Source organism: Parabacteroides goldsteinii DSM 19448 = WAL 12034 (genome assembly GCF_000969835.1).
GTDB classification, from domain to species: Bacteria; Bacteroidota; Bacteroidia; order Bacteroidales; family Tannerellaceae; genus Parabacteroides; species Parabacteroides goldsteinii.
This window is the reverse complement of sequence record NZ_KQ033913.1, coordinates 613,297-638,506: the sequence shown is the minus strand read 5'-3', so window position 1 is coordinate 638,506 and position 25,210 is coordinate 613,297. Positions and strand designations below refer to the sequence as shown.

18 protein-coding genes and 1 pseudogene are annotated in these 25,210 nt (G+C 48.9%); 6 read left to right on the top strand and 13 right to left on the bottom strand.

What is annotated here, in order from left to right; genetic code table 11:
- Positions 1-130 precede the first annotated feature (130 nt).
- A complete protein-coding gene (locus tag HMPREF1535_RS15680; protein ID WP_046147575.1) occupies positions 131-4,600 on the top strand; it encodes a translocation/assembly module TamB domain-containing protein in 4,470 nt (1,489 codons plus the stop codon).
- Here the strand turns inward: HMPREF1535_RS15680 and HMPREF1535_RS15675 are convergent.
- The 9 genes and pseudogenes from HMPREF1535_RS15675 to HMPREF1535_RS15635 all read right to left on the bottom strand — a co-directional run bounded on the left by HMPREF1535_RS15675 (position 4,563) and on the right by HMPREF1535_RS15635 (position 16,567).
- A complete protein-coding gene (locus HMPREF1535_RS15675; protein WP_007653172.1) occupies positions 4,563-5,498 on the bottom strand; it encodes a tRNA dihydrouridine synthase in 936 nt (311 codons plus the stop codon). The two genes, HMPREF1535_RS15680 and HMPREF1535_RS15675, sit on opposite strands and share 38 nt — an antisense overlap.
- Entirely contained in the window at positions 5,498-6,163 is a 666-nt protein-coding gene (gene lipB / locus HMPREF1535_RS15670; RefSeq protein ID WP_007653171.1) for a lipoyl(octanoyl) transferase LipB, read from the bottom strand. Before lipB ends, HMPREF1535_RS15675 begins: the two co-directional genes overlap by 1 nt.
- Positions 6,109-6,903 carry a monofunctional biosynthetic peptidoglycan transglycosylase gene (gene mtgA, locus HMPREF1535_RS15665; RefSeq protein ID WP_007653170.1) on the bottom strand — a complete coding sequence of 265 codons (795 nt, stop codon included), beginning with the start codon at positions 6,901-6,903 and terminating at the stop codon, positions 6,109-6,111. Before mtgA ends, lipB begins: the two co-directional genes overlap by 55 nt.
- Positions 6,904-6,978: 75 nt before the next feature.
- Positions 6,979-7,917, bottom strand: coding sequence for a DUF1848 domain-containing protein (locus HMPREF1535_RS15660; protein ID WP_007653164.1), 939 nt, complete (start codon positions 7,915-7,917; stop codon positions 6,979-6,981).
- A 66-nt stretch (positions 7,918-7,983) separates the two neighbouring features.
- Positions 7,984-10,020, bottom strand: a complete 2,037-nt coding sequence (locus HMPREF1535_RS15655) for a GLUG motif-containing protein (protein WP_046146784.1) — start codon at positions 10,018-10,020, stop codon at positions 7,984-7,986.
- Positions 10,021-10,023: 3 nt separating this feature from the next.
- Positions 10,024-12,849, bottom strand: coding sequence for an alkyl/aryl-sulfatase (locus HMPREF1535_RS25105; RefSeq protein WP_052716725.1), 2,826 nt, complete (start codon positions 12,847-12,849; stop codon positions 10,024-10,026).
- 35 nt (positions 12,850-12,884) lie between these two features.
- Positions 12,885-15,353: pseudogene (locus tag HMPREF1535_RS15645) on the bottom strand (InlB B-repeat-containing protein).
- Between the two features lie 183 nt (positions 15,354-15,536).
- Entirely contained in the window at positions 15,537-16,325 is a 789-nt protein-coding gene (locus HMPREF1535_RS15640; protein WP_046146783.1) for a DNA-binding domain-containing protein, read from the bottom strand.
- A 44-nt stretch (positions 16,326-16,369) separates the two neighbouring features.
- On the bottom strand, positions 16,370-16,567 hold the full coding sequence (locus tag HMPREF1535_RS15635; protein WP_007653156.1) for a hypothetical protein: 198 nt from the start codon (positions 16,565-16,567) through the stop codon (positions 16,370-16,372).
- A 237-nt stretch (positions 16,568-16,804) separates the two neighbouring features.
- Here HMPREF1535_RS15635 and HMPREF1535_RS15630 point away from each other — a divergent pair, with 237 nt between their 5' ends.
- From HMPREF1535_RS15630 to HMPREF1535_RS15610, 5 genes are read left to right on the top strand one after another with little or no spacing between them, the layout of a single operon-like run.
- The gene (locus HMPREF1535_RS15630; protein WP_148499115.1) at positions 16,805-16,999 is read left to right on the top strand and encodes a hypothetical protein; all 195 of its coding nucleotides are present in this window, start codon (positions 16,805-16,807) and stop codon (positions 16,997-16,999) included.
- Positions 16,992-17,579, top strand: coding sequence for an ATPase (locus HMPREF1535_RS15625; RefSeq protein WP_046146781.1), 588 nt, complete (start codon positions 16,992-16,994; stop codon positions 17,577-17,579). Before HMPREF1535_RS15630 ends, HMPREF1535_RS15625 begins: the two co-directional genes overlap by 8 nt.
- A gap of 44 nt (positions 17,580-17,623) precedes the next feature.
- Positions 17,624-17,932, top strand: coding sequence for a DUF3791 domain-containing protein (locus tag HMPREF1535_RS15620; protein ID WP_046146780.1), 309 nt, complete (start codon positions 17,624-17,626; stop codon positions 17,930-17,932).
- Positions 17,926-18,438: a DUF3990 domain-containing protein gene (locus HMPREF1535_RS15615; protein WP_046146779.1), complete on the top strand. Its 513-nt coding sequence runs from the start codon at positions 17,926-17,928 to the stop codon at positions 18,436-18,438. Before HMPREF1535_RS15620 ends, HMPREF1535_RS15615 begins: the two co-directional genes overlap by 7 nt.
- 3 nt (positions 18,439-18,441) lie before the next feature.
- Complete coding sequence (locus tag HMPREF1535_RS15610; protein WP_046146778.1) at positions 18,442-18,669, top strand: hypothetical protein; 228 nt, start codon at positions 18,442-18,444, stop codon at positions 18,667-18,669.
- Between the two features lie 79 nt (positions 18,670-18,748).
- Here HMPREF1535_RS15610 and HMPREF1535_RS15605 read toward each other — a convergent pair whose 3' ends face one another.
- From HMPREF1535_RS15605 to HMPREF1535_RS15590, 4 genes are all read right to left on the bottom strand, one after another.
- Positions 18,749-20,572 (bottom strand): helix-turn-helix domain-containing protein, encoded by a 1,824-nt coding sequence (locus HMPREF1535_RS15605; protein WP_046147573.1) that lies wholly within the window; start codon positions 20,570-20,572, stop codon positions 18,749-18,751.
- Between the two features lie 92 nt (positions 20,573-20,664).
- Positions 20,665-22,212 (bottom strand): D-xylose transporter XylE, encoded by a 1,548-nt coding sequence (gene xylE / locus HMPREF1535_RS15600; RefSeq protein ID WP_007653153.1) that lies wholly within the window; start codon positions 22,210-22,212, stop codon positions 20,665-20,667.
- A gap of 132 nt (positions 22,213-22,344) precedes the next feature.
- The gene (gene xylA / locus HMPREF1535_RS15595) at positions 22,345-23,673 is read right to left on the bottom strand and encodes a xylose isomerase (protein WP_010803714.1); all 1,329 of its coding nucleotides are present in this window, start codon (positions 23,671-23,673) and stop codon (positions 22,345-22,347) included.
- A gap of 26 nt (positions 23,674-23,699) precedes the next feature.
- The gene (locus HMPREF1535_RS15590) at positions 23,700-25,205 is read right to left on the bottom strand and encodes a xylulokinase (protein ID WP_046146777.1); all 1,506 of its coding nucleotides are present in this window, start codon (positions 25,203-25,205) and stop codon (positions 23,700-23,702) included.
- Positions 25,206-25,210: the final 5 nt, after the last annotated feature.

Sequence of the window (25,210 nt, the reverse complement as noted above, 5' to 3'; positions counted from 1 at the left end):
TTTTTTGTGCAAATTTAATGAAATCTATCGCGATATTGTTGTAGATTTGCGTTTAAAATATAGTAAAGATATCAGAGGACTAAAATACATAATCATTACCCTACTCGTTTTGTTCTGGATATTCTATGCAATGCCTTTCATTTTATTGAAGATACCTTATATCCAATCTCAGGTTTCCGGCATTGCATCGACAGAATTATCCAGCCATCTCGGTGTGCCCGTAAAGATAGGAAATGTAAATATCGAGTGGTTCAACCGCGTGGTACTCGACAACTTATACCTGGAAGACGAGGCTGGTAAAACCTTATTCGAAGCAAATCATGTGGCTGCCGGTTTCGAAGTCCTCCCATTGCTCAAAGGCAAATTCGTATTCTCTACGGTCCGGTTATTTGGCTTTTCGGTCAATCTTAATAAAAAGACTCCCGACAGTCCGCTAAACCTCCAGTTCGTTATCGACGCTTTCGCCAGCAAAGATACGCTGAAGAAGAATCCGAATATCGACCTGCGCTTCAACTCCATCCTGATACGCCGCGGTAATTTCCGGTTTGACGTGGAGAGCGAGGCGCAAACGCCCGGTAAGTTCAACGCCAAACATGTGGACATCAAGAACCTGAGTGCCAAGATTTCCATGAAAGCGTTCAATAAGGACAGTCTCAACGCGAATATCAAAAAGATGAGTTTCGACGAGGCTTCCGGCTTTACGTTGAATAAACTCTCGATGAATATCATCGGCAACCGCGACAGCACATTTATCAATAACTTCGAAATCAAGTTGCCGGAAACCGATTTGAAAATCAGCAAGGCCAGGATAGACATGCGCGAAATCAACAATGCTTCCGAGCTGCTGAACCATGCGCCGCTGGCACTGAACATCTCTCCGTCGCAAATCTGCCTGAAAGACCTTTCGTCCTTCGTTCCGGCCTTTAGTAATTTCACCGAAACCATCGAACTTTCGGCCGAAGCCTCCGGAGCCATCAACAATATCAACCTGAAACAGTTGACATTACGATACAGCGACAAGATGCTGTTTATCGGGAAAATGGACCTGAAAGGAATCAGCCACCCGGAAGATGCCTATATCTTCGGACAGGTGAACAAAATGTATATTACCACCGACGGACTGAGCGGACTGATAAACAATTTCAACAAAAAACCGGTCGTCCTGCCCGATCCGGTTATCCGGTTGGGTACGATCAACTTTACCGGGGAGATATCCGGCTTCTTCGATAACCTGGTAGCTTTCGGCAAGTTCTCTTCGGCTATCGGTTCCGTACAAACCGATATGATATTCGGTAGTGATAAAGAAAATAATATCGCAGCCTACCTGAAAGGACATGTTTCCACCTCCGGCCTGCTTCTGAACGAACTTTTCGACGAAGGCAACCCTTACGGTAACGCCAAGCTGAACATATCGGTCGATGCCAAACGGCATAAAAACAGCAGTTTCTTTGGTAATATCAAAGCAAATATCGACGAATTCGAATACAAGAAATACAAATACGAAGATATTCAGTTATCCGGAAATTTCAAGAAAAACAGCTTTGACGGGATGGTACAGGTGAACGATCCGAACGGAAAGTTGTATGCAGAGGGTATGTTCCGGCATGAAGGAAAGAACTCCATGTTCAACTTCACCGCCAATCTGGAGCATTTCCGCCCGGACAGCCTCCACCTGATCGATAAATACGAATCGCCGGATATCTCGTTATCCCTGAACGCCGACTTCACCGGCAACAATATAGATAACCTGGAGGGGAACATCACGATAGACAGTCTGTCCTTCATCACAGCACCCAGCAGCTTTTTCCTGAAAAAGTTTCAGGTAACGGCCTCCGGTCATTCGCTGGATCGCCATCTGACGATCTCGTCCGACATTCTGAACGGGGAAGTGACAGGTGCTTACTCGTTCAAAACAATCATCCCGAGTTTCATGAATACCTTCAAAGGATATATTCCGGCGCTTATCAATGCCACGCAGAAAAAGCAGAAAGTAGAAGAAAACAATTTCTCGCTGTTGCTGACTGTGGAAAACACGGAGAAGATATCCGAAACACTCAAATTGCCGGTAACAGTAGTGAACCAGGCACGTATCACGGGACATTACAACAACCTGTATAACAAATTCCGCATCGAAGCCTTCCTCCCCAAGTTCAGACTGGGCAAATCCATGTTCGAATCCGGTTATCTGACATGCGACAACCCGCAGGAAAACATCAACCTGCTATTAAAAGCGATCAACTACAACCAGAAAGGACTTCGCAACTACCTCGATCTGAAAGTGGATGCCAAGGATAACCGGATCAATACGCTGATCGGATGGGCAAACAACAAGGAAAAAGAATTTCGTGCCGAACTTTCGGCTTCCGCCCTCTTTACGGAAGAGGAACAGGAGAAAAAGCCTGCCGTGCTACGAACCGATATTGCCGTGAAAGAGAGCCAGCTGGTGCTGAACGATTCTCTATGGATCATCCACCCGTCGGATATCAGAATAGCCGACGGCAAAATAGATATCCATAAATTCAGGGTAGGCAACGAAAAACAATCGTTGTTGCTGGACGGAAGCATCTCCAAAAATCCGGCAGATACCCTTTTAATGGATCTGAAACAGGTTGAACTCAGTTATATATTCGATATACTGAACATTCCGGTATTACAGTTTGCCGGGAAAGCAACGGGTACATTCAACATCTGCGACCTTTACGGAAGCCGCATGCTGAACACCGACCTTGAAATAAATGACTTTTCATTCAACCAGACTCCCCTCGGCCGGCTAAATCTGTTCAGCGAGTGGGACGATGCCCAAAAAGGTATCCTGATGCTGGGCAGCATCTATAAAAACGATACGACATGGACCGACGTAAGCGGCTATATCTTCCCGGTCGGACAAAATGCCGGACTCTCCCTGTTCTTCGATGCCAACGATATCAACCTGGGATTCCTCCATCCTTTTGTGGAAAAGGTGGCCAAAAACATGAAAGGACGGGGATTCGGAAACGTCCACCTGCACGGCCCGTTCAAAGCGCTGACCGTAGAGGGCGACGCATACGTGCTGGACGGCGGCCTGGGTATCGAATATACCAATACGTATTATACATTCTCCGACTCCATCTACATGGATGCCGGTTCCATAAATATGCGCGACCTGACGGTTCACGACGAGTTCGGCAATCCGGGTACCGTCAACATGAGCGTCTACCATAACCACTTCAAAGATGTCAGCTTCGACGTGAATGTTAAGACAAAGAATATGCTGGTATTCAACGCTACCCGCAAACTGAATCCACTGATCTACGGTACCGTTTTCGGTAGTGGTTCGGCCTCCATCAAAGGAAATGACAAGCTGATCAACTTCGATATCAATATGCGGAGCGATCCCAAGACGTCCATTACCCTCGACTTCATCAATAATACTACTGCTGCCGACTATGACTTTATCACTTTTGTGGATAAAAAACAATTGAAAGATCTGGCCAACGGTACATTATCGCGGGATTCCCTGAAGATTGTAAACAATGAAGAAGAGGAAGGGGCCGAAATGCGCATGAACTTCCTGCTCGATATCACCCCCGATGCCAAAATCGAACTGATTATGGACCCGATTGCCGGCGACAAAATAACCGGTAATTGCAGCGGAAGCATGCAGATAGAATACGGGACGAAAACAGACTTACGCATGTATGGCAACATGGGAATCGTCAGCGGTAACTATAATTTCAGCTTACAGCAGATTATCCATAAAGACTTTAAGATACGCGAAGGCAGTGCAATCGACTTCCGTGGCGATCCCTTCGATGCGACGATGCATATAAATGCTATTTATAACCTGACCGCCAACTTGCGCGATCTGGATGACGGACTTGCCAGGGAAAGTCCACGAACCAACGTCCCCGTCAACTGCGTGCTTAACCTGGATGGTATGTTGCGCAGTCCGGCAATCTCATTCGACCTGGAGCTGCCCGGCACCAACGAAGAGATAGAACGACAGATGAAGGCATTGGTCGATACCGAAGATATGATGACGCGCCAGATCATCTATCTGCTGGTATTGAATAAGTTCTACACACCCGACTATTCTCAGAATGCGTATCGTTCGAGCGAATTCAGCGCAGTAGCTTCTTCTGCCATCTCTTCCCAGATTTCAAGCATTCTGAACAGCCTGACCGACAAGGTACAGATCGGAACGAATATCCGTACCAGCGAAGACGGTATACAGGATACGGAAGTGGAAATGTTGCTTTCCAGCCAATTGCTCGACAACCGCCTGCTGTTCAACGGCAGTTTCGGATACAGGAACAATACGTATCAGCAAAAGAATGACTTTGTCGGTGAGTTCGACCTGGAATACAAGCTAACCCCCAGCGGAGAAATCCGGCTAAAAGCATACAATCATGCAAATGATATGTACAAATACCTCAACGGGGCGTTAACAACTCAGGGCGTAGGTGTCATGTTCAAGAAAGACTTCTCCCATCTCTCCGAGTTTTTCCGCCGGAGAAGGAAATTAGTACCGATTATCCCGCTTGCCCCAGCCGATACAATCGCACCGGCAAAGGCTGATTCAACTATTGTAACAGTTCCTTCACGGCCTGAAGATAAGTAGGCAGTTGGTTGCTTTTCAGTATCTTCTTCCGCAGACGTTTCTCCGCCTCTGGCAACAAGTAATCCCAAAGGGTTTTCATTTTGGCCAGTATCTGATGGTCGCCTCCTTCAAGCGCACTGCTATATTTTTCAAACAACAACGTGTGGAAATGTAGCAGTTTCGCTTTCTTTTCTTCATCCGTAAAACCATTGCCTGCTACTGCATATTCCGCAGCCAGCCAGGGAGAGGATAACAAGCCACGCCCCAACATCACACCCGCCAGACGGGGAAACCGGCAGAGAATCCGGTCGATATCTTCCAGGCTGTTCAAATCTCCGTTATAGAAAAGCGGATGCCTGCATGCTTCATAAAAACGCGCAAAACTGTCTGTATCCACATTCCCTTTGTATTGTTGCGTACCTATCCGGGGATGCAAAGTAACATGAGCCAGCCGCAAGGAGTTCATTACCGGAAGCAAGGCAAAGACCTCATCCGGAGCATTCCAACCCAACCGGAGTTTAACCGAAAAGTTCATCTCCGGGAACTCCCGGATCGTCTGTAACAAAGCCTCCGCCTCTTCAACAAAAGGAAGAATCCCCGCCCCCCGGTGCAAACGCGCCTGCATAGGGTAAGGACAACCCATATTGATATCCGCCTGCCGGTATCCCTTTTCCCGAAACAATGCTGCCAGACGGCGGAACTCATCGGGAGTAGCAGCAATCAGTTGGGGAATCACAGGTGTTTCCGAATTTCTGTCCGGAGCGATATCACGGATATCTTTGTTACGGAAACCGTCTTTCTCCACACGCACAAAAGGGGTGTAATAATTCTCCACCCCACCGAATATACGGTGGTGGACTTCCCGGTACACGGCATCGGTATATCCTTGCAAGGGAGCGAAATGTATTTTATAATCCATCAGGGAAACAGTTCTGAGAATAATGAATGAAGTTGTGTTTTAGCCAGTTCGAAATCCTGCTTTCCACCTAATTCCTTTTCCAGCGAAGTGACGCCTTTATCAGTGAAGCCACAAGGATTGATCAGGGAAAAATAACTCAGGTCGGTATTGATGTTCAGCGCAAAACCGTGCATGGTGACGTACCGGCTACTCTTCACCCCGATGGCACATATCTTACGGGCACGGCCTTTCACCATAGGCTCGATCCAAACACCGGTCGCTCCTTCCAGCCGCTCCCCTTTTATCCCGTAGAGAGACAGGAAGCGGATAATGACTTCTTCCAGGGTATGGATATACTGTTTCAGTCCCAGTTGCCAATGCTCCAGGTCGAATACCGGATAGCCGGTGATCTGTCCGGGGCCGTGATAGGTAATATCCCCTCCCCGGTTCGTATGGAAGAAAGAAATGCCCCGCAGTTTCAGCAGCTCAGCAGGGATCAACAGGTTAGCGTCTTTCCCGCTTTTGCCGATCGTCAGCACGGGTTCATGTTCGCAGAAAAACAGTTTATTCTCTCCTTGTTCGCCCCAAACCTTGGCATGCAGCAATGTCTCAAACGCTTCCGTCTGAACCTTTAAAGCGTCGGCATAAGCGATACGTCCGAGGTCGTGAAAAGTGAAGCTCTCCATTTCTTTCTCTTTTTTATTTTACCATCTTTATTTTCTATCTCTCCGGCACCGTGGCCCATCTGTATCTTTATCAGCTTACCCATCAGGGAAAGGATCTGCCCCTGCCGTTTCAGCATGTAGGGAGAGGGTTTGCCGGAATTGAATTTCCGCGGATTGGGTAGTGAAGCAGCTATCAACGCCGCCTCGCCCGCACTCAACCTGGCTGCCGGCTTCTTGAAATGAGCCTGTGCCACCGCCTCGGCCCCATAGATACCATCCCCCATCTCTATGGAGTTGAGATAGACCTCCATGATGCGTTCCTTTCCCCATATCCATTCAATCAGCAGGGTGAAATAGGCTTCGATCCCTTTCCGGATATAACTTTTCGTGGGGAGAAGGAAGACGTTCTTGGCTGTCTGCTGTGAGATCGTGCTGGCACCACGGACACGTTTCCCTTTCTCGGCTTCGTCGCGGGCCTTCTGTATCTGCTCGATATCGAAGCCGTTATGGTCGAGGAACAGGTTGTCCTCCGAAGCGACCACCGCCTGCACCAGCGGCTGAGCGATCTCCGACAATGGCACCCATGTATGATCGAGCTTGAAGGGTTTGCCGGCCTTATGCTGGTCATACAGACGTGTCAGCATCAAAGGCGTATAGTAAACGGGGATGAACTTATACGCCACCACCGCCAGAATGCTGGATATGAACAGAAAGATAAGTATGTTCCTGCACCAGATCAATATCCGTTTTATAATAGGCATATCCGAAATCTTTTTAATCCGGACAAACTTACATAAAAATCCGGATTTATAAACGTGTCTGATAAGATATAAACTCTAAAACAGCGAAAGCTGATCATCCCTCAGGCTCTTCATCAGCTTGTCTTTTATCACATCCCCCGCTACGACATTACCGATCAGCATGGGAGAGTTTTTATCGTGCTTCCGATTGTTGAACCCGGCGGTATTGTAGTTACCCTTGATAGCATAGCAATAAATGCAGCCGTTCAGACAACTTTCGTAAGTGCCTATATCGATGCTTTCAATACAGTTGCAGATATCCCGCTGGTTCTTGTCCTTCCTGGCGGAGATAGGATAGCCAATGATCTTTTCGATCAGTTTTTTATCCACACACAGGCCACTGGGTATTCCCAGATGGGTCAAGTCCACTTTCCTCGTGCAGGTATCGAACTCGATAGACGGATACTGATTCATAGTTTGTTTGAAAGAAACGGCCATTTCTTCGATCTCTTCCTGCTTCAGAGGCTGTATGTCGAATTTGCTCACTTCGCCGCGAATATGCTGATAATGGTCGATAAAGCCGAGCATACACCGCTCCGTATGATCTTGGAGGCCATATGCTATCCCGGCAAATGCTTCTTTATGAAAAGAGGTGTCGTATTTCTTATTAGTCAATAAGGGATCGTATCGCCAAACGACCTTTTCCCGGCCTATCTTATCGGAAAGCCGTTTGAATATTTCGATACGTTCCTTCACCGCCGGTAAATGATTTTCCACATCTTCGCCATAAGGATTGAGGGTAAACTGAAAATAATAGTTGTAATCCTTTATCCCCTCCAGCTTGTCGATCATCCGGTTCGGATTCTTCGTCCAGAACACAAAACAATCCACCACCGCAGGGCTCAAATCAATCCTGCTGATCATTTTGGGATTGTACGGATTGGGTACCAATACATATTTCTCTTTAATCCTATTGAAGAACCATTCCGAATAGAAAGCGGGAATATCGGTTCGTCTACTTGCGCTTATAATCATATACCTATAGGAACAAAAAACGTGCCACGTTTGTTGCTCCCATAGATACCCGCAGGTACGACACAATCATTTAACTTTTACCGCCACCTTTCGTACCGTCACCCCAACCTGTACGATATAGATCCCCGTCGGCAATTGCCGACGCATCAACCCCGGGGTTGAACCGAAGCTGTCGAGCAGGCGGCCTTCCGCCGTAAAGATGCGGACGGGCGACGTCGGCAGGCCTTCGGGAAGGCGGATGCAGAGACAGGCGTCTTCGCTCCATATCTCCGGCTCGGGGGCGGCGGTGCGGATCGGCTCGTTGGCGACGGGCGGCGGGTTCAGCAGGATGCCGTCGATGTAGACTTCCACGTCGGTGCGCACGTACTTCAGCAGGTAGGCTCCGTCGGAGGTGCGGGGCTGAAGCGTTTCGCCGCGGCTGGTGGTGACTACGGGTTGCGACTGGCTGTAGGCCGTGTCGAGCGTGAGGTAGAAGCGGAAAGTGCTCCACGATTCTACGTCGTAAGTGCCGGCTACGGGATCAGTTACGGCACCTTCCACGCTGGGAAGGAAGACGGAGTAGTAAATCGGAGCAGGCGGCGGCGTGGGATCCTCGTAATTGAAACGGGCACTCAGGTAGAGGTCGGTGGCGGGCATCGGGATCGTATTGCCGGCCAAGGTACGCAGATTGTCGGCACTGCTGCCGGAAAGGTACTCCGAGAAACGGTAATTAGGGCTTTCCGTATACGAAAGCGTCAAAAGGGTGCCGGAAACTATCTTGCTGCCGTCAGATAGTTCGTTTCCGTCTTTGTCTGTTACCTTCAGGGTTCCTCCGGTGGGAGAAACGATGTGAAGGATATGCTTCGGAAGGAAATAGGTGGCGGCATCGAGCGAAGGTTGCGGGGTGTAGCCCGGGCCGGTAGGCCAGGTGGTGTAAGAGTAAGGGGGGGCATCGCCTGTCTGCATCTCCAACTGCGGCAGGTGCATGCCATCGCTTGTATCCCAACCATCGCCCCAAGTCAATACAGAACCAAAGTTATCAAGATCGACATCCGGATCGCCGTTTTCGTTATCCTTTGCACCGTTGCTTACAAACGAACCGTTCACCTGTATCTCGGGGGAGGCGTAGTTGCCGGTGAGAGTGGAATTACTCTCCTTATTACCAACTATCCGGTTAGTGAATGAGTTACCTCCTGTTATCCGTCCATTGACGGCCAAACTGTTTGTGAGAGTGCCCTCGTTCCGCAAATATCCGCAGATACCGCCGGCGTAATAGAATTTCGCTCCTGTTCCCGTTTCAACATCTCCCGTGGCATAGGTGCAGGAGATCGTTGAATTAGAACTACCATACCCAACAATACCACCAACATTAACTATACCTTTAGGTTCTACCTTTACATTTACAGTAGCATAACAATTAGTAAGCAAACCATTATCATCAAGATATCCTACGATCCCACCGGCATAGATATTATTACCCATTCCTGAAAAGCTTGCCCCAATAGTGCCCTCTCCCACTACATAGCAGTTAAAGATGTTATGAGCGTACCCGGCTATTCCACCGGCATAAGCAGAACCACCCGTCGAATTTGCCTGTATCCCCGCATCCGCCAGACGGACACCGAGGTTACGGAGGATTCCGACAGACGCATAACCGAACAAGCCGGCATAGGCAGCCCCACTAACAGTTTCGACCTTCATCACCTTCAGCCCGTTCACACAATGCCCCCGGCCGTCGAAATTACCTTTGAAAGGATAAGTAGCGTTCCCTATCGGCGTCCAATCATAATCCGACAGGTCGATGTCGGCGGCGAGGGCGAAATAGTAGTCTTTAAAGCCTCCTGCTTGACCGTTATCGTCCGGATCGATCGAATTGCCGTTACCACAACTGATAGACGCCTTGCTATTCACCTGCTGCGCAAAGTAGGCAAGCTCTTCGGCGGTGGCTATCACGATGGCGTTGTCCCAGGATGAGCCGTCGTCACCGTCTTTGTTTGCTATCTGAGTCGCACAATAGTCTTTCCAGTTATCCTGCCCTGCCGCCATCGGGGCAAAAAGGCAGAGGAAGAACAGAGCCGCCAGAAGGCGGCAGGCTGTTTGTCGGTAAGTTGTTATCGGTTTCATAGTCTATCCTATTGTTTTATGTTTATAATCGTAAAGGAAACGGTAGCACAGATAGAGGAAATGCAGGAGTTCGGAACCGTAGAACTCTCCGTCTTCACCGATTCCCAGGTTCTTATTACTCGTATTGCCATTTCCGCAAAATCGAATGTTCTCATTGTAAATATACCGTATATCTTCATCTGTATGCATATCTCCGAATACCACTAAACAATACTTCTTCCAGGCATTCAGATCATCTTTATCGAAAGGATAATACTCGGCACCCTTACCTTCGCCTTTAGGGGCGGTTCCGTCAGGCTTTTCGTCCGGCTTTCTTCTGAAACGGTTCACATAAGGCTCCGTCATGTCGATACAGAACTTTACGAATTGGGTTCTGCTGTCCGGCACGTAGTTGCCTGCCAGGTATTTATAGCATTCATACAGGGTTTCGCAATACTGGTATTTGTAGAAGGTCTTATCGTATCCGATCTTATCATACTCTTTTGCGGGAGTTTCCGAGAAGAAGTAAAGGTCGTCTATAATGCCAGCGTCTACCAGTTTACGGCCAGTATTATTCCAGCGTATCTTATCATTCTCCGACAGAGAAAGCGGTGTATCAAATGAGATGGCCTTTATCTTATCATAAGACTCTTCGAGCATCTTGGCACATTCTTCCACCCACTGATAATACCGATCGTTGCATGGCTGCATAATGTCGAAGGTAGCGTATCGGTTGATGTTTACCATATAGCAGAAGATTTGCTGCAATAAAGAGATAGCAAGGTTGTCGCCCGTCAAGCCACCGACTATTTTCTTTATATTGGCGTTATTACCTATATTGGCAATCAGCGAATAAAGGTTTTCACTGGTCAGGGTAACTTTCACAGAACTTGAAATATCTTTATCCGATACTTTGTGATAGAGCAACACGCCATACTTAACCGAAACATGGAACCATTGCGTATCAGAAGATTCAGAGGTAATTCCGAGATAGAAGCCGGTCATTGCCGGTTTGGACTTTTGGCTCCATAAAGCTTCTGCCCCTAAAGCCGAAGCCTTATCGGTGTCGAGCACGATGCCCAGGTAGTCGAGCAGCATCTCGTAAGACATATTGCGCATCATCGAGCTGTCCGGCAGCTCGAGAGGTTGGCCGGAGGGCTTTGCTTCTGCGGGTATCGGCACACCGTTCTCCAGTTCGTAAGCACCCGACAGGTAGCTGTTGCGCCAGATACCCGACTCGGCCATGTAGCCCAGTTGGCGAAGCGAGCCGGCCAGGTAAGAGCGGTAAGTATTAACGTCCTTTTCCTCTGCCTTTCCCAACAGTAGCTGATGGCATATATCGGCCACGAAACGGTAGTTGCCACGGTTGTACTCTGTATCTATCTCTCCTTTTATATTACCGCCCGCCTTTTGCATGAAACGGACATACTTCTCTGCCCGTTCCTTTTCGGGCAACGGATCGAGGTGCACCGGATTGGCATCATACCAGCCCAGGTAGCGCTGGTAGACGGCACGGGCATTATGTTTGAGCGTGCCGTAGTAAGGACGCAGGTAGGGAGTGCACTCCAGCGGTTTGGGCAAACGCACCTTTTCAGCTATCTCATCGGGTTTGAAGCCCTGGTTCATATAGAGCAGGCACTGATCGTTGAGATATTTGTAGGCGGCGGCGGTGCGGAAAAGGTATTCGTTTACGGCGTTCTCCTTATTTACGGCATTGACACGGGGCCAGTTGTGTGCCTGAAACACCACTTCGGCATCGGGCCAGAGGCTGAGCGTTTGTATCAGGAAATCCGACCAGGCTTTGGCATCGCGCACCTGTGCTCCGCGCAGGGTATAGAGGTTGTGGAGCGTGCCATTGCAGTTTTCGGCCATCCAGAGGGCACAGTGCAGCAGTTCACCATCCTTGTAAAACTCCAAGTAGTTGTTCATCTCAGCCGGAGCTTCGGTGCCGGGGGTTAGCTGAAAGTAGAGGCGCACGTTGCCGAAAGTAAGGTAACGGCGGCCTATCTCCTTCTCGCCGCTAAACTTATTACTGTCTTTATACATAAACTCTTCGTCCACCTCAAAGGAAGGGCGCAGGTAGCCCACCGTGCCGAGCGATTGTCCCTGTCCGATACCGATGCTGATGCGTCCCTCAGGGCCGGCGGCCAGTCGGGTGCCGTACTGGTAGGAAGCGCGGCGCCCCATAGCCACACCGGCATACAGGTTTTCGCTTACAGCATGCTGCTCGAAACCTTTGGGAGCGTAGATAATTAGCTCGCCACCATTGATATCCTTCAGGGTTTGCAGTCCGCCGTAATGGTCGATATGGCTGTGGCTGACGATGACGGCTTCTATCGTTCCCTTACCTACCTTTACATAATTATTTTTATACTTCTTATCCAGATAGTCATTGAAGAGATCAACTGCCGCCTGTGTGCATTCGCCGCTCATCAGGGTGTCGAAGATCAGCCACGACTTGCCGGTATATACAAAGGAGATGTTTGCCATATCGTAACCGCGCACCTGGAAGATGGACATTTCGTCGTGTACCCGGAATACGCCGTTCAAATGGTTGTTGCGGCCGTTGTTCCAAAGGCTGGGATGGACAGTGTAGTTCCCGTCGTATTGTTTTTCCAGGAAGTCGTATTCAGCCTGGCTCCAGACTACTACTTTTTCATCCTTGTCTTCGTTATCATTGTATTTGTATACAACACAATTCTCGTCACCCGTATAATCGGGAGTATCCACTTTTTCAAGCGTAGTGTCGCCCAGCAGGATATATTGCGCTTTATTGCTTTCAATGGTGAAATCGGTGGCCACCGGCTGGCTGCCGGTAGGGTTATTGCTGATAAATGTTTTCTCTTCCATGATATGTTGTTTTTAGTTGTTTATGTCATAACGGACTATTTTACCGCCACCTTTCGCACGGTTTTACCAACCTGTACGATATAGATCCCCGTCGGCAATTGCCGACGGTTCAACCCCGGGGTTGAACGGAAGCTGTCGAGCAGGCGGCCTTCCGCCGTAAAGATGCGGACGGACGACGTCAGCAGGCCTTCGGGCAGGCGGATGCAGAGGCAGGCGTCTTCGCTCCATATCTCCGGCTCGGGGGCGGCGGCACGGATCGGCTCGTTGGCGACGGGCGGCGGGTTCAGCAGGATGCCGTCGATGTAGACTTCCACGTCGGTGCGCACGTACTTCAGCAGGTAGGCGCCGTCGGAGGTGCGGGGCTGAAGCGTTTCGCCGCGGCTGGTGGTGACTACGGGTTGCGACTGGCTGTAGGCCGTGTCGAGCGTGAGGTAGAAGCGGAAGGTGCTCCACGATTCTACGTCGTAATCGCCGGCCACGGGGTCGGTCACGGCGCCCTCTACAAAGGGTAAGGTAACTGTGTAGTAGACCGTTGGCTCGGGCTCGGGTTCAGGTTCGGGCACAGGCACTGCTTTCCAATGGGCATAAAGCGTTTGCGGCTCGGCGCTGGTTTCTACTTTTGTTTCGCCAGAGGGAGCGTCGTACCAACCCTAGAAGGTGTAGCCCGAATGGGTGAAGATATCAGTCGGGAGTGCGTCGCCTTGAAGGATATATCTTTCATCAACAGCAGGGGATGCCGGATAGTTGGCATCGAAAGTGATGTAATGGTACGGAAAATGCCCCTTGACGGGATTACCTGTAAGGGTTCCTTTGTTGTAGATAGTACCGCTATTCGTAAGAGTTACACCCGCGTCGATGGTAAAGGTTTGGTCTTTGGCAATAGTGACCTCCGCCCCATCGGGGATTTCGGCGTCGCCGCCCAGGGTAAAGTCGTTGCCTACCAGTTTGGAGTATTCCTCCAAGAAGCTGCCGGCATCGTCTTGCGTGCCGTAGATAAGGAGGCCGGCAGGGTGGTTGAGATTGCCGCTTATGCCGCTTTTTGCACCTTTGCCACCGATGGCGACAACGAAGACATTGCTATTTTTATAAAGCCAGAAAGAGCTAACCTTTATACCGGCACAATCGTTTCCTCCTGTAACTGTCAGGGAGCCGGAGCCCATAAAGGTTATATAATTATAGTTTAAGTTCATCCCAACCCCACGGGTAGACGTTAGTCTATTTATTCCTTGCAAGGTAAGAGAATAATTCATCTGCTGCCCGTCACTTCTATCCCTATACACCAAAGCTTCATCCGCCACAATATTCAAGTCTTCAATTGTTAGTGTAGTTTGTGCACCCTCCGCAATTACAATCCCGCATCCGACAGCGTTATCCTTATTTCTGCCTTTGATTAAGACTTTGCCACTTCCGCTAATGGTAAGCAATTCCTCCGTGCCATTATAGCTAAAAGTTGCACCACCATCGGTTTTGGTAACATCGAACCCATCTTTCCCCCCTATATTAAGGGATGTGTTGCTTTCAACGGTGCCGGTGTTGGTGAAGGTGCCGTTGTTGGTGAAGGTTCCCTTGTTTTCGAGAGTGCCGTTGTTGGTCAGGGTGATGCCGGCGGGGATAGTAAAGGTCTGGCCGGCGGCAATAGTGACCGTTGCCCAAGCAGGGATTTCGGCGTTGCTCTCCAATGTGACGTTGCCTTTCAGGACGGAAGAGGTCTGTACAATGGAGCCGGCGGACTGTTGCCAGCCCAGGATAAACAGGCCGTTCTTATGATCCTTTATCTGGGTAGTCGCAATGTTACCAGCAGCATTCATCCCGTCGATGGCTATGACAAAGGCGTTTCCTTCAATGGAAGGATAACTGGAGGAGGTACCGCCATCTATGCCGGGAACCGAATATAGGCCGCCACCGCCGATGGCGGTTACCGTGCCTCCGACGATCTGAATCGTCATACCCTTTTTAGGATCGCTTACACCGATACCGGGCGCACCTGCCCCGCCTTCGGCATGGATGATGCCACCTTTTATGGTCAGAGATCCTCTATCACCACCGATCCCTGCTCCTCCGGGAGTATTGCCATCTCCATTTGCCCCTATGGCAGTCAGGGAGCCGCTTCCATATAAGTCGAGAAAGCCTTCGATCTCTATCCCGGCAGTTCCCGACGAGCCTGTCGAAACAAACCGGTTCGTTCCTTCTATTGCGATAGAACAGTCCCCCCCCTTTATTTTCAGAGGTACCCCTTTTCTTTCAATATTCAGGTCTTTTATTGTCACCCCCAGAGAGCCTAAAGGTTCTATTTCAATTCCCCAGTCGGTAGATTTTCCGTTTCCCGTAATGGTTACGTTATCACTACTTCTAATGGAAAGTACTTTATTATCGTAGGAAATATCAGTATTATCCCCTACAACGGTAACCTCAAAAGGACAGTCTTTTTCTTGTGCCGCCGCCCCGTTTACTCCGAGAAGCAGGAAGGCTATAATCAGAAATAAATAAGATGTAACATGTTTCATAAGTGATATTATTTTAGATTGTTTGTGAATGTCGGAAGAGCCGTTTGCCTGTCGGGTGAAATCGAAGCGGCTTGTTCGATGCCATCGAAGCGGTCGGTTCGACGCCATCGAAAGGGACGCTTCGACGCCATCGAATCAGGCGGTTCGACAGCATCGAACAGATCCTTGCCCTGCGAAAGAGGTTTACTCGATCTCCGGACGGTCGTCACCACCGCCGCCGCTCGTGCCGCCCACCACCAGCGGAATGGCATACGTGAGGGTACGCGATTGCTTGAGCTGGGTGCTGTTGGTGCTGAACCAGGTTTCGAGCGTAAGCTGGTAGCTGCCCTTGGCCAGGTCGGCAGGAATGTTGAACATCAGTCGTTTGGGATCGTTGATAGCCAGCAGCGTGATGGTGGCGGCCACGCTCTGGTCGGCGGTGTTGACCAGCGTGAGCAAGCCCAGCCCCGTGCCGTCGGCATTGACACTGCGTATCTTCGAGCCTGTGACGTCGAGGATGCCGCCGGGGGTGACGGTTCCGTCGGTCTTGCCCGTGGTCACGTCTTTCACCAGGCTGATGTTGGCGCCGCCCATGTCGCGCACGACACCCGAAAATTCGAGCGCCACCTGATCCGTTTCGGCACGCAGGGCGGCAGTGGCGATCATGTTGATAACTGCCTTATTCTTCGCCGGGTCTACCACGCCTGTCTTTCCGAGGAAGAGGCCGAGGATGCCGGGTGAATACTGCACGTTGTCGGTTACTACATTGTTGTTGCCACAGACAAGTTGGCGGATTTTCGCTTCCACCAGTTTGGTGATGTTCACGATCGTATCGACGCGGTATTCGGTGCGTTCTTCAGCGATCAATCGCGCCACGTCGGCCATGTAGAAGGTTTGGATCGGTTTCACCTTAGCGGCGAAGTCTTCCTTCACGTCTTTTGTCATCAGGTACTCTTCGAGGTCGAATTTCCACACGTACTTTTTTGTTGCCATGGTAATTTGTTTTAAATATTATTACTAGCGATCATTCTGTTTGTTTATTCCTTTTCGTGTTCGTCGAGGATGCGTTGCGCTTCTTTCATCTCGTAATAGAGCCGGCACGCCAGCACGATCAGCACGACCGTCAGCAGGCTCAGCACCGCCACACCTACCCAAAAATACCCTGAATCGTAATAACCGACGAACCAGTCGGGCACGGCGGTATTCCTCTCATCGATGTGTTGCATTCCTATCATCTGCTTTATTTTTATGCTGCAAGGTGAAGAAAAAGGGGGAGAATGTTGTAACATTTTGCAAAATGCGACAAAATAGTGGGGATTTGAAGGAAGAAAAACAAATTTTCAGAGTGAAGACTCCACTATGAGTAAATAATTAGGAATAAACGTATCAAACTTTACGGATGGATTTATATCTTTGTGTAAACGTTAATTATACAAACTATGGCATCGACATCACAAAAACAGCCGGTTGATATGAAATACAGCTTAACCGATATAACAACAGAGCCGTCTGATGAACAGTTATCCCAACTTATGAAAGAAGTTGCAGAAGAAGCAAAACAGAAATCGGAAAAAGCCAAATCGGCTTTCTTCCAGAACATGTATGAATATATCCGCGAGCAGAAAGAGAAATATTCTACCATTAATATCAAGTTGGATAATGCATAAGCCTGTGTTGATAATAATAGCAGGGCCTAACGGTTCTGGTAAGACTTCCATTACATCCCGAATTATTAAACATGACTGGATGGAGGACAGCATTTACATTAATCCCGATAATATTGCTCAGGATAAGTTTGGTGACTGGAATTCTGTTGAAGCCGTGATGAAAGCTGCTAAATATTCGGAGGAACTGAGAGAGCAGTGTTTGAAAGAACGGAAAAGTCTTATTTTTGAAACGGTGTTGTCTGTTTATGATAAAGTAGATTTTATACAGCGTGCAAAGGAGGCCGGTTTCTTTATTCGTTTATTCTTTGTATGTACAAACTCTCCCTCAATAAACGCTTCCCGTATTGCAGATAGAATTATGGCAGGAGGGCATGACGTGCCTATTACCAAAATTATATCCAGGTATCAGAAGTCTATTTCTAATTGTAGTATCGCATCTAAATTTGTAGATCGCACCTATGTTTATGATAACTCAATTGATTATAGTGAAGCCCAGCTGCTATTCAGATTGGCAGAAGGGAAATTAGTAAAACAATATGCCGATCTGATTCCAGATTGGGCAAGACCGATTCTACCGTAAATCATTGTAACCTGTATGTGCAAAAAATAAAGAAAGGAAATCTAATGGAACGATTACTGGAACTGACTGACATAGAAATACGCATGGGATTCGCTGCATCGTGTGTGGAGACGGCGGCAAAACAGGTAGGCTGTACATACAAGGAGATGTATAGACGGATGAAACGCGTAGGCTTGATAGACAAGTATATCCTCCGGCACTACGATACAATCCATACCGAAAGCCGGGAAAATATCACCGCAAACATTCTTGAAAGCCTGGACAACTGGGAAGCCAGCCAAGGTATCACCGCCCCCAAAGGGACTAATCTTTATCTGTTGAAGCAACAGGAGAAAGGAGATGGCAAATGCTGAAAGTTTATCATGGTGCAACTTGTGCAGTCCCCGAACCTCTTTGTAATGCAGGACGTCCGAATCTGGATTTCGGTCAGGGTTTTTACGTAACCGATTTACGGGAACAAGCTGTCGGCTGGGCACAACGTCAAAGCGCAGGACGTAATGTAAAACCGTTACTGAATGTCTATGAGTTGGATATAGAACGCGTTCGTGCAACCTATCGGTGCCTTCATTTTGATGCTTATGACGAAGCATGGCTCAACTTTATAGCTAATAGCCGTAAAGGCCTGGAACCTTGGAAAGGATATGATTTCGTTGAAGGAGGAGTTGCCAACGACAGAGTTGTCGATACGGTAAATCTCTACCTGTTAGGCCTGATGACGGCCGATGTGGCTCTTGAACGCCTGGCACAGCATTTGCCGAATAATCAGATGTGTTTGTTGAGTCAACCGCTGGTAAACGATTGTTTGCGCTATATCGCTACCGAATTATTGACAACCACTGATATTCAGAAAGGAGAGTAAATCATGAGTGACAATAATATCATAAAAGACATTATCCTATGGCAACGTATCGGTTGCATAACCGTCCGTCTTTCGGAGCGGCTGAATGTTTCTCCGGAAAAGGCTTTCGACATCTTTTACGAAAGCGATACCTGCCAGCGTTTCCATGATCCCGATACCGGACTTTATCTGTACGGCGACCTCTATATCGTAGATGAAGTGATGCGCGAATTGCAGGATAAGCAAAGGTAATTGACCTTCTTCCTCCTAAAAGGTGCCGAATTCGACACCTTTAAAGACAGGGTTATTCAATAACTCCCATGTTTCATCCCTACCCCCTATTCTTCCTGAAAGAAGCCGGGCTAAGCCCTGTTTGTGCCTTGAAGGCGCGGTAGAAGGTTTGGCGGGTGGAGAAGCCGGAGTCGAAGGCGATGGTTTCGAGTGAAAGGTTGTCGTTGGCCGGATCGGAAAGCAGCAGGATGGCCTGACGAACACGGCATTCGTTGATATATGCGGAGAATGGTTTGCCGTGGACGGTATTTACAGCTTTCGAGATCATGTTACGGTGAACACCCATGCGTTGCGACAGGGTTTCGAGATCGAGATCCGGGTCGAGGTAGATATGCTCTTCGTCGGTCAGGCGGCCGAGATTTTCCATCAGGGTCCTGTCGGTAGCATCTGCCTCTGCCGGAGGCACGACAGCCGGGACCTGCTCCGCCCATTCACGGCTACGGGCAACCAGCCTGCGGTAAGCCTGATGCTTTTTCCGGTAAAGAACGGAGATGATAAGCAAGGCGACAAAGATTACCCCCGCCGTCACACCCATACTGACCGAAACGTGCCGGAAGGTAACGAGCTGCGCCTCCTTACGGGCACGCTCCGACTCGAATAACTCCTGTTTGGCGCGGAGAACCAGCAGGCCACTGTACTTTTCGTCCTGCCGACGATTTGCCACCGTCGTCGAGTCCATATAAGCAATCGAACGCTCCCGGTCGCCGATGCGGGCATAATAGCGAGCCATCACCGGATAGAGGTCGCACGAACGGTACGACATCACCCAGGGCCATTGTTCGATATGGTAAAGGGTACTGTCGATCATTGCCTTGCAACTATCCGGCTTGCCTGTTTCCAGATAACAGTCTGCCAGCCCGACATAGATACCCGAGGTAAAGCTATGATCGCCCTCCGCCTGCGAAAAGGGTAAGGCGCCTTTGTGCAGTTCCAACGCTTCGCGGTACAAACCACGTTTGCGATAGTTGGAGGCCAGGTTGCTCAAGGCGATGCAGTCGAACATGGGACGCAGCTTGACACGGTCTTTACATTCGAGCATGGAGCGAAAATAGTAGTCGGAAGTATCCGGTTCGCCGATACTACGGTAATAAAGCCCCAGTGCGTTGCGTGCCTGAAGATTATAGAGATTGTAATAACGGGGAACAGGGGTATCCTGCAAAGCCGCTTTCAAGTAAGGGATAGCGTTCTCGTAATCGCGAAAGTCGAAATAAAGACGACCCAGGTCGTACCAGATGTTTTTCTCTTCCGCGGGATCGATATCACCGCCGACCACTTCCAGGCGTTTGGCGATACGTTCGGCACAGAGGAAAGCGGCGTAATATTGTTCATGTAAATACAGTTTACGGAAAATATAGATAAGCGCTCTCATTTCCATAGAGGGATCGTTGCGGGCAACACATTTATCGACAAGGGCGTAGAAAGTGGCTACTTTCTTATTACGCTTCTCAGGTGTGTTGTCAGGAAGGGCAATGGCTTCGCCGTATTCCAGTTCGCGCCGGAGAATGCTCCCTCCGATCCGTTCGACTGTTTCGCGCATCCGAAGAAATTCAGCATGGCGGTCGGCATCTTCGGGGATGCCGTCGATGGCTTCTTCGTAATAGCGTTGCATCTGATCCGCTATCGCTTCGTAGCCGACTTTTGCACAAAGAGCCAGGAGGCTATCGCGATCGGGGATTTTCGTTTCGTTGTTTTCCGGAAGATAGATGCTGTCGGCTGCACGGGACTGCATTTCAGGGATATAACGCAGATCGGAAGCGAAATGATCCTGAAAAAGAGTATCGGCCTTACTCTCTACTGCTCCGAGGGCAACAGAAAGTAAAAGGCCGATACCAATTAGTATATGTATTGCTTTACTTGTATGCATTCCGTTCTCTTTTAAGATTAACTGGAAATGCAAATATAAGGTTTTTTAGTTAGGCACAAACATGGAAGGCTGGAAAATCAATCATTCTATTATTATCTTTTCCAGTATTGTTCCATCTGTTCCAATGTCTTACCTTTCGTTTCGGGAACGAATTTCCAGATAAAGGCAGCGGCAAGGATACCCATCAGGCCGTAAATCCAGTAAGCGACACCGTGATTAAACGTTTCCGTCAGGTACTGGTTCTTGTCAAGCATCGGGAAAGTCCACGATACGAGGAAGTTGGCAATCCACTGTCCGGCAACGGCAATACTCATCACCGTCGAACGGATAGAGTTCGGGAAGATCTCAGCCAGCAACACCCAGCAGACAGGTCCCCATGACATAGCGAAACCGGCTGTATACACCAGCATACAAACCAACGAGCCTATGCCGACAGAATGTGTATAGAATGTTGTTCCCAAGATAATCATGGAAACAGCCATCACTAACGCACCGATAATCATCAACGGACGGCGGCCGAACTTATCGACCGTAAAGATTGCCAGCACAGTGAACGACAGGTTCACGGCCCCTACCACAATCTGCTGCAACAAAGCGGCATCGGTAGCAGCTCCCATCGTCTTAAATATCTCCGGTGCATAATAAAGCACTACGTTGATACCGACAAACTGCTGGAATCCGGACAACAGGATACCTACCATAATAATAAGTACACCGTAGGAACGAATCGGGAACGCCAGCGAAACGAAGAAACTGCCGATCAGGGCAATCTCCAGGGCACTTGTATTTCCTGCCAGCTCCAAGGCTCCATAGGCCAACAGGAACAAAACGAGCCATGCTCCCATAAAACGGAAGTAAGGACGCATGGAGGGTGCCTTTTCCTTGAAACTTTCTTTTATGTCGACCAGTTCTTTCGCCGCTTCGTCTTTTCCCATCAGGCGATCGAGGATGGTCAATGCTTTTTCCGTCTTTCCGCGCATCACCAGGTAACGGGGCGTTTCAGGAACAAACATCAGCAGGGTAAAGAAAAATACGGCAGGAATAATTTCAGAAGCAAACATCCATCTCCATCCAACCGTGTGCAACCAAGAAGCATCACCCTGCAACGCAATCGTATAATTCACAAAATAAACGACCAGCATACCGAAGATGATTGCAAACTGGTTCCACGAAACCAGGTTACCACGACGGTCTGCCGGAGCAACCTCGGCAATGTACATCGGCGAAACCATCGAAGCCAGACCGACCCCAATACCGCCAAGAATACGGTAAGCCACAAATAAATACATGTAAGTATGATCTCCGCTTCCAGGTAATCCCAGACCGAATTCGGGCCAGGCCGAACCGATAGCCGAAAGCAAGAAAAGAATAGACGCCACGATCAACGTCGGCTTACGTCCGTAACGCTGGCTGACCCACCCGGCAAAAGAGGCACCCAGGATACAACCGATCAGCGCACTGCTGACAACAAACCCTTCCAGCGAATTGGCCTGGTCGAGCGGTAACCCGTAAGGTTCAATAAAAAATTTCCGTAGTGATTCTACTGTTCCGGAGATAACTGCCGTGTCATATCCGAATAATAACCCTCCGAGGGTAGCAACGAGGGTGATACCAAAAATATAACTGTTGTTGTTTTTCATGTTTACCAGATTAAGAGTAACTTTTCCCCTCTCGAGAGGGGGCAGGGGGTGTGTTAATGCCAGTTATAGGACTAAATTTAAATACCCCTTAATCCCCTCTCCAAAGGGGAAAGAGTTACTCCTTGTAACTAATTATATGTATAAATTGAGAATCATCTCATATAACTCCTGCTTACCGCTGATCTGTTTCGGTTCTCCGTCGCGGAGAGCGATCGTACGCAGGTCTTCCAGGGTAAGTTTACCGTCTTCAAAGGCTTTACCGTCGCCACCATCGAAGCTGGCATAACGTTCGGCACGCATCTTGGTGTAATCAGACTGTTCTATAATAGCGGCTGCACACATCAGAGCACGGGCAAACGCATCCATACCACCGATATGAGCCAGGAAGATATCATCCAGGTCTGTCGAGTTACGACGGGTCTTTGCGTCGAAGTTTGTTCCTCCGGTTGTCAGACCGCCACCCTGAAGGATGACCAGCCATGCCTGAGTCAGTTCGTAAATATCCATCGGGAACTGGTCGGTATCCCAGCCATTCTGATAGTCGCCGCGGTTTGCATCGATACTGCACAACATGCCGGCATCCACAGCAGCCTGCAATTCGTGTTCGAATGTATGTCCGGCCAGCGTAGCGTGGTTCACCTCGATATTCAAAGCGAAATCTTTATCCAGGCCATAGTGGCGCAGGAAGCCGATCACTGTTTCCGAGTCTACGTCGTACTGATGTTTTGTCGGTTCCATCGGTTTCGGTTCGATCAGGAACGTGCCTTTGAAACCATTCTTGCGGCCATAGTCACGTGCCATGGTAAGCATCATAGCCAAATGGTCTTTTTCACGTTTCATATCTGTATTCAGCAAGGTCATATAACCTTCACGACCACCCCAGAATACATAGTTCTCGCCACCTAAAGCGATACAAGCGTCGATAGCATTCTTAATCTGTGTTCCGGCACAAGCCAGTGCAGGGAAGTAAGGATTGGTTGCAGCACCGTTCATATAACGTTTGTTACTGAATACGTTGGCGGTAGACCATAACAGTTTCTTTCCGGTTGCCTGTTGCAAGCCTTTGGCATGTTCCACCATTGTCTGCAAGTCTTTCTCAAACTGAACCAGTGTAGGAGCTTCGTCCACCACATCCACATCGTGGAAACAGTAATAAGGAATGCTACATTTAGTCATGAATTCGAAAGCTGCATCCATCTTATATTTGGCACGGCTGATCGGGTCGGAAGCAGCATTCCAGGGGAATGATTTTGTTCCTCCGCCAAACTGGTCACCGCCTTCGGCACATAATGTATGCCAGTAAGCCATCGCAAAACGAAGATGGTCTTTCAATGTTTTACCCATTACCACCTTGTTTTCATCATAATAATGAAATGCCATCGGATTCTTTGAATCGCGTCCTTCAAACTGAATCTTTCCTATTCCCGGGAAGAATTCTTTTTCACCTTTATAAAAGTCCATGAAATTAATTGTTTTAATGATTTATATTACATTGGTATGTTATTCTCACACATCAGCTTATCCAGCCGTTCTTTCCATATGCTGTAAGCTGCACAATATTTATCCGCCTTCAGGCCGTCGGGTTCAATCACATCTATCTTCTTCAAGGAGGCAAATGCTTCCTCGGCCGACTGATAAATACCGGCACCGATACCGGCTCCCTTGGCAGCACCTACGGCACCGTTTGTATCGAACAGCTCGATCACCGTTCCGGTCACACCCGACAAAGTATCACGGAAGACCGGGCTCAGGAACATATTGGCACTACCGGCACGGATTACATCTATATCGATACCCATCTCGTTCATAATATCCATTCCGTATTTGAAAGAGAACACGATGCCCTCCTGTGCGGCACGGGCAATATGGGCTTTGCTATGAATATTAAAATTCAGGCCGTGTATCGAACAATCGATCTGCTTATTCTGCAACATACGTTCGGCACCATTACCAAACGGCAGAATGGACAGTCCTTCCGATCCGACAGGGATACCGGCGGCCAGTTCGTTCAACTCCGGATAACTGATTCCTTCGGGCGCCACATTCTTCTTCACCCAGGAATTCAGAATGCCTACCCCGTTGATACAAAGTAATACGCCCAACCTTGTCTGATCCGCAGAATGGTTTACATGGGCAAAGGTATTTACCCGCGACAAGGTATCGAAATTCACTTTTCCGTTTACACCATACACCACACCGGAAGTACCACCAGTTGCAGCAATCTCACCCGGATTCAATACGTTCAGCGACAACGCATTGTTTGGCTGGTCGCCGGCACGGTAAGTCACAGGTGTACCTTTCTTCAACCCCAGTTCTGTAGCAACGGAACCGAGCAGTTCCCCCTGCAAACCGAATGTCGGACGTATCTCAGGTATCAGGTCGTTGCTGAATCCGAAATAGTTCATCAGGTCTTCAGAAACCTGTTCGTTCTTAAAGTCCCAGAAGATACCTTCCGACAAACCGGATACGGTTGTTACGATATCCCCTGTCATCCGCATGGCGATAAAATCCCCCGGCAGCATGAACTTATGAACGGAACGGAATAACTCCGGTTCAAACTCTTTTACCCAGGCAAGTTTGGATGCGGTAAAGTTACCCGGCGAATTCAACAGGTGGGACAAGCATTGCTTCTCCCCTATATTTTTAAACGCACGGTCTCCATAAGGTACGGCACGGCTGTCACACCAGATGATAGAAGGACGCAGCACCTCCATCTTCTTATCGACCAGCACAAGTCCGTGCATCTGGTAAGAGATACCGATCGCTTTGATATCGGTTCCCTGAATACCGGCTTTCGCAATCGCTCCTTTAATGGCTACTTTCAGATACTTCCACCAATCATCCGGTTCCTGTTCCGCCCAACCGGGTTTTATAGCTTTAATAGGCGCTTCCTCTTTCGGATAGAAATCCGCCCCGATAGTTAATCCCGAACTGGCATCTACAATCGAGGCCTTCACAGAAGAACTACCTATGTCACAACCTAACAAATACATATCTT

Excerpts from the sequence above, each read along its gene's own strand:
- HMPREF1535_RS15680 (WP_046147575.1), top strand. The coding sequence starts at position 131 with ATGCCTTTCATTTTATTGAAGATACCTTATATCCAATCTCAGGTTTCC.
- HMPREF1535_RS15675 (WP_007653172.1), bottom strand. The coding sequence starts at position 5,498 with ATGGATTATAAAATACATTTCGCTCCCTTGCAAGGATATACCGATGCC.
- lipB (WP_007653171.1), bottom strand. The coding sequence starts at position 6,163 with ATGGAGAGCTTCACTTTTCACGACCTCGGACGTATCGCTTATGCCGAC.
- mtgA (WP_007653170.1), bottom strand. The coding sequence starts at position 6,903 with ATGCCTATTATAAAACGGATATTGATCTGGTGCAGGAACATACTTATC.
- HMPREF1535_RS15660 (WP_007653164.1), bottom strand. The coding sequence starts at position 7,917 with ATGATTATAAGCGCAAGTAGACGAACCGATATTCCCGCTTTCTATTCG.
- HMPREF1535_RS15655 (WP_046146784.1), bottom strand. The coding sequence starts at position 10,020 with ATGAAACCGATAACAACTTACCGACAAACAGCCTGCCGCCTTCTGGCG.
- HMPREF1535_RS25105 (WP_052716725.1), bottom strand. The coding sequence starts at position 12,849 with ATGGAAGAGAAAACATTTATCAGCAATAACCCTACCGGCAGCCAGCCG.
- HMPREF1535_RS15640 (WP_046146783.1), bottom strand. The coding sequence starts at position 16,325 with ATGGCAACAAAAAAGTACGTGTGGAAATTCGACCTCGAAGAGTACCTG.
- HMPREF1535_RS15635 (WP_007653156.1), bottom strand. The coding sequence starts at position 16,567 with ATGATAGGAATGCAACACATCGATGAGAGGAATACCGCCGTGCCCGAC.
- HMPREF1535_RS15630 (WP_148499115.1), top strand. The coding sequence starts at position 16,805 with ATGAAATACAGCTTAACCGATATAACAACAGAGCCGTCTGATGAACAG.
- HMPREF1535_RS15625 (WP_046146781.1), top strand. The coding sequence starts at position 16,992 with ATGCATAAGCCTGTGTTGATAATAATAGCAGGGCCTAACGGTTCTGGT.
- HMPREF1535_RS15620 (WP_046146780.1), top strand. The coding sequence starts at position 17,624 with ATGGAACGATTACTGGAACTGACTGACATAGAAATACGCATGGGATTC.
- HMPREF1535_RS15615 (WP_046146779.1), top strand. The coding sequence starts at position 17,926 with ATGCTGAAAGTTTATCATGGTGCAACTTGTGCAGTCCCCGAACCTCTT.
- HMPREF1535_RS15610 (WP_046146778.1), top strand. The coding sequence starts at position 18,442 with ATGAGTGACAATAATATCATAAAAGACATTATCCTATGGCAACGTATC.
- HMPREF1535_RS15605 (WP_046147573.1), bottom strand. The coding sequence starts at position 20,572 with ATGCATACAAGTAAAGCAATACATATACTAATTGGTATCGGCCTTTTA.
- xylE (WP_007653153.1), bottom strand. The coding sequence starts at position 22,212 with ATGAAAAACAACAACAGTTATATTTTTGGTATCACCCTCGTTGCTACC.
- xylA (WP_010803714.1), bottom strand. The coding sequence starts at position 23,673 with ATGGACTTTTATAAAGGTGAAAAAGAATTCTTCCCGGGAATAGGAAAG.
- HMPREF1535_RS15590 (WP_046146777.1), bottom strand. The coding sequence starts at position 25,205 with ATGTATTTGTTAGGTTGTGACATAGGTAGTTCTTCTGTGAAGGCCTCG.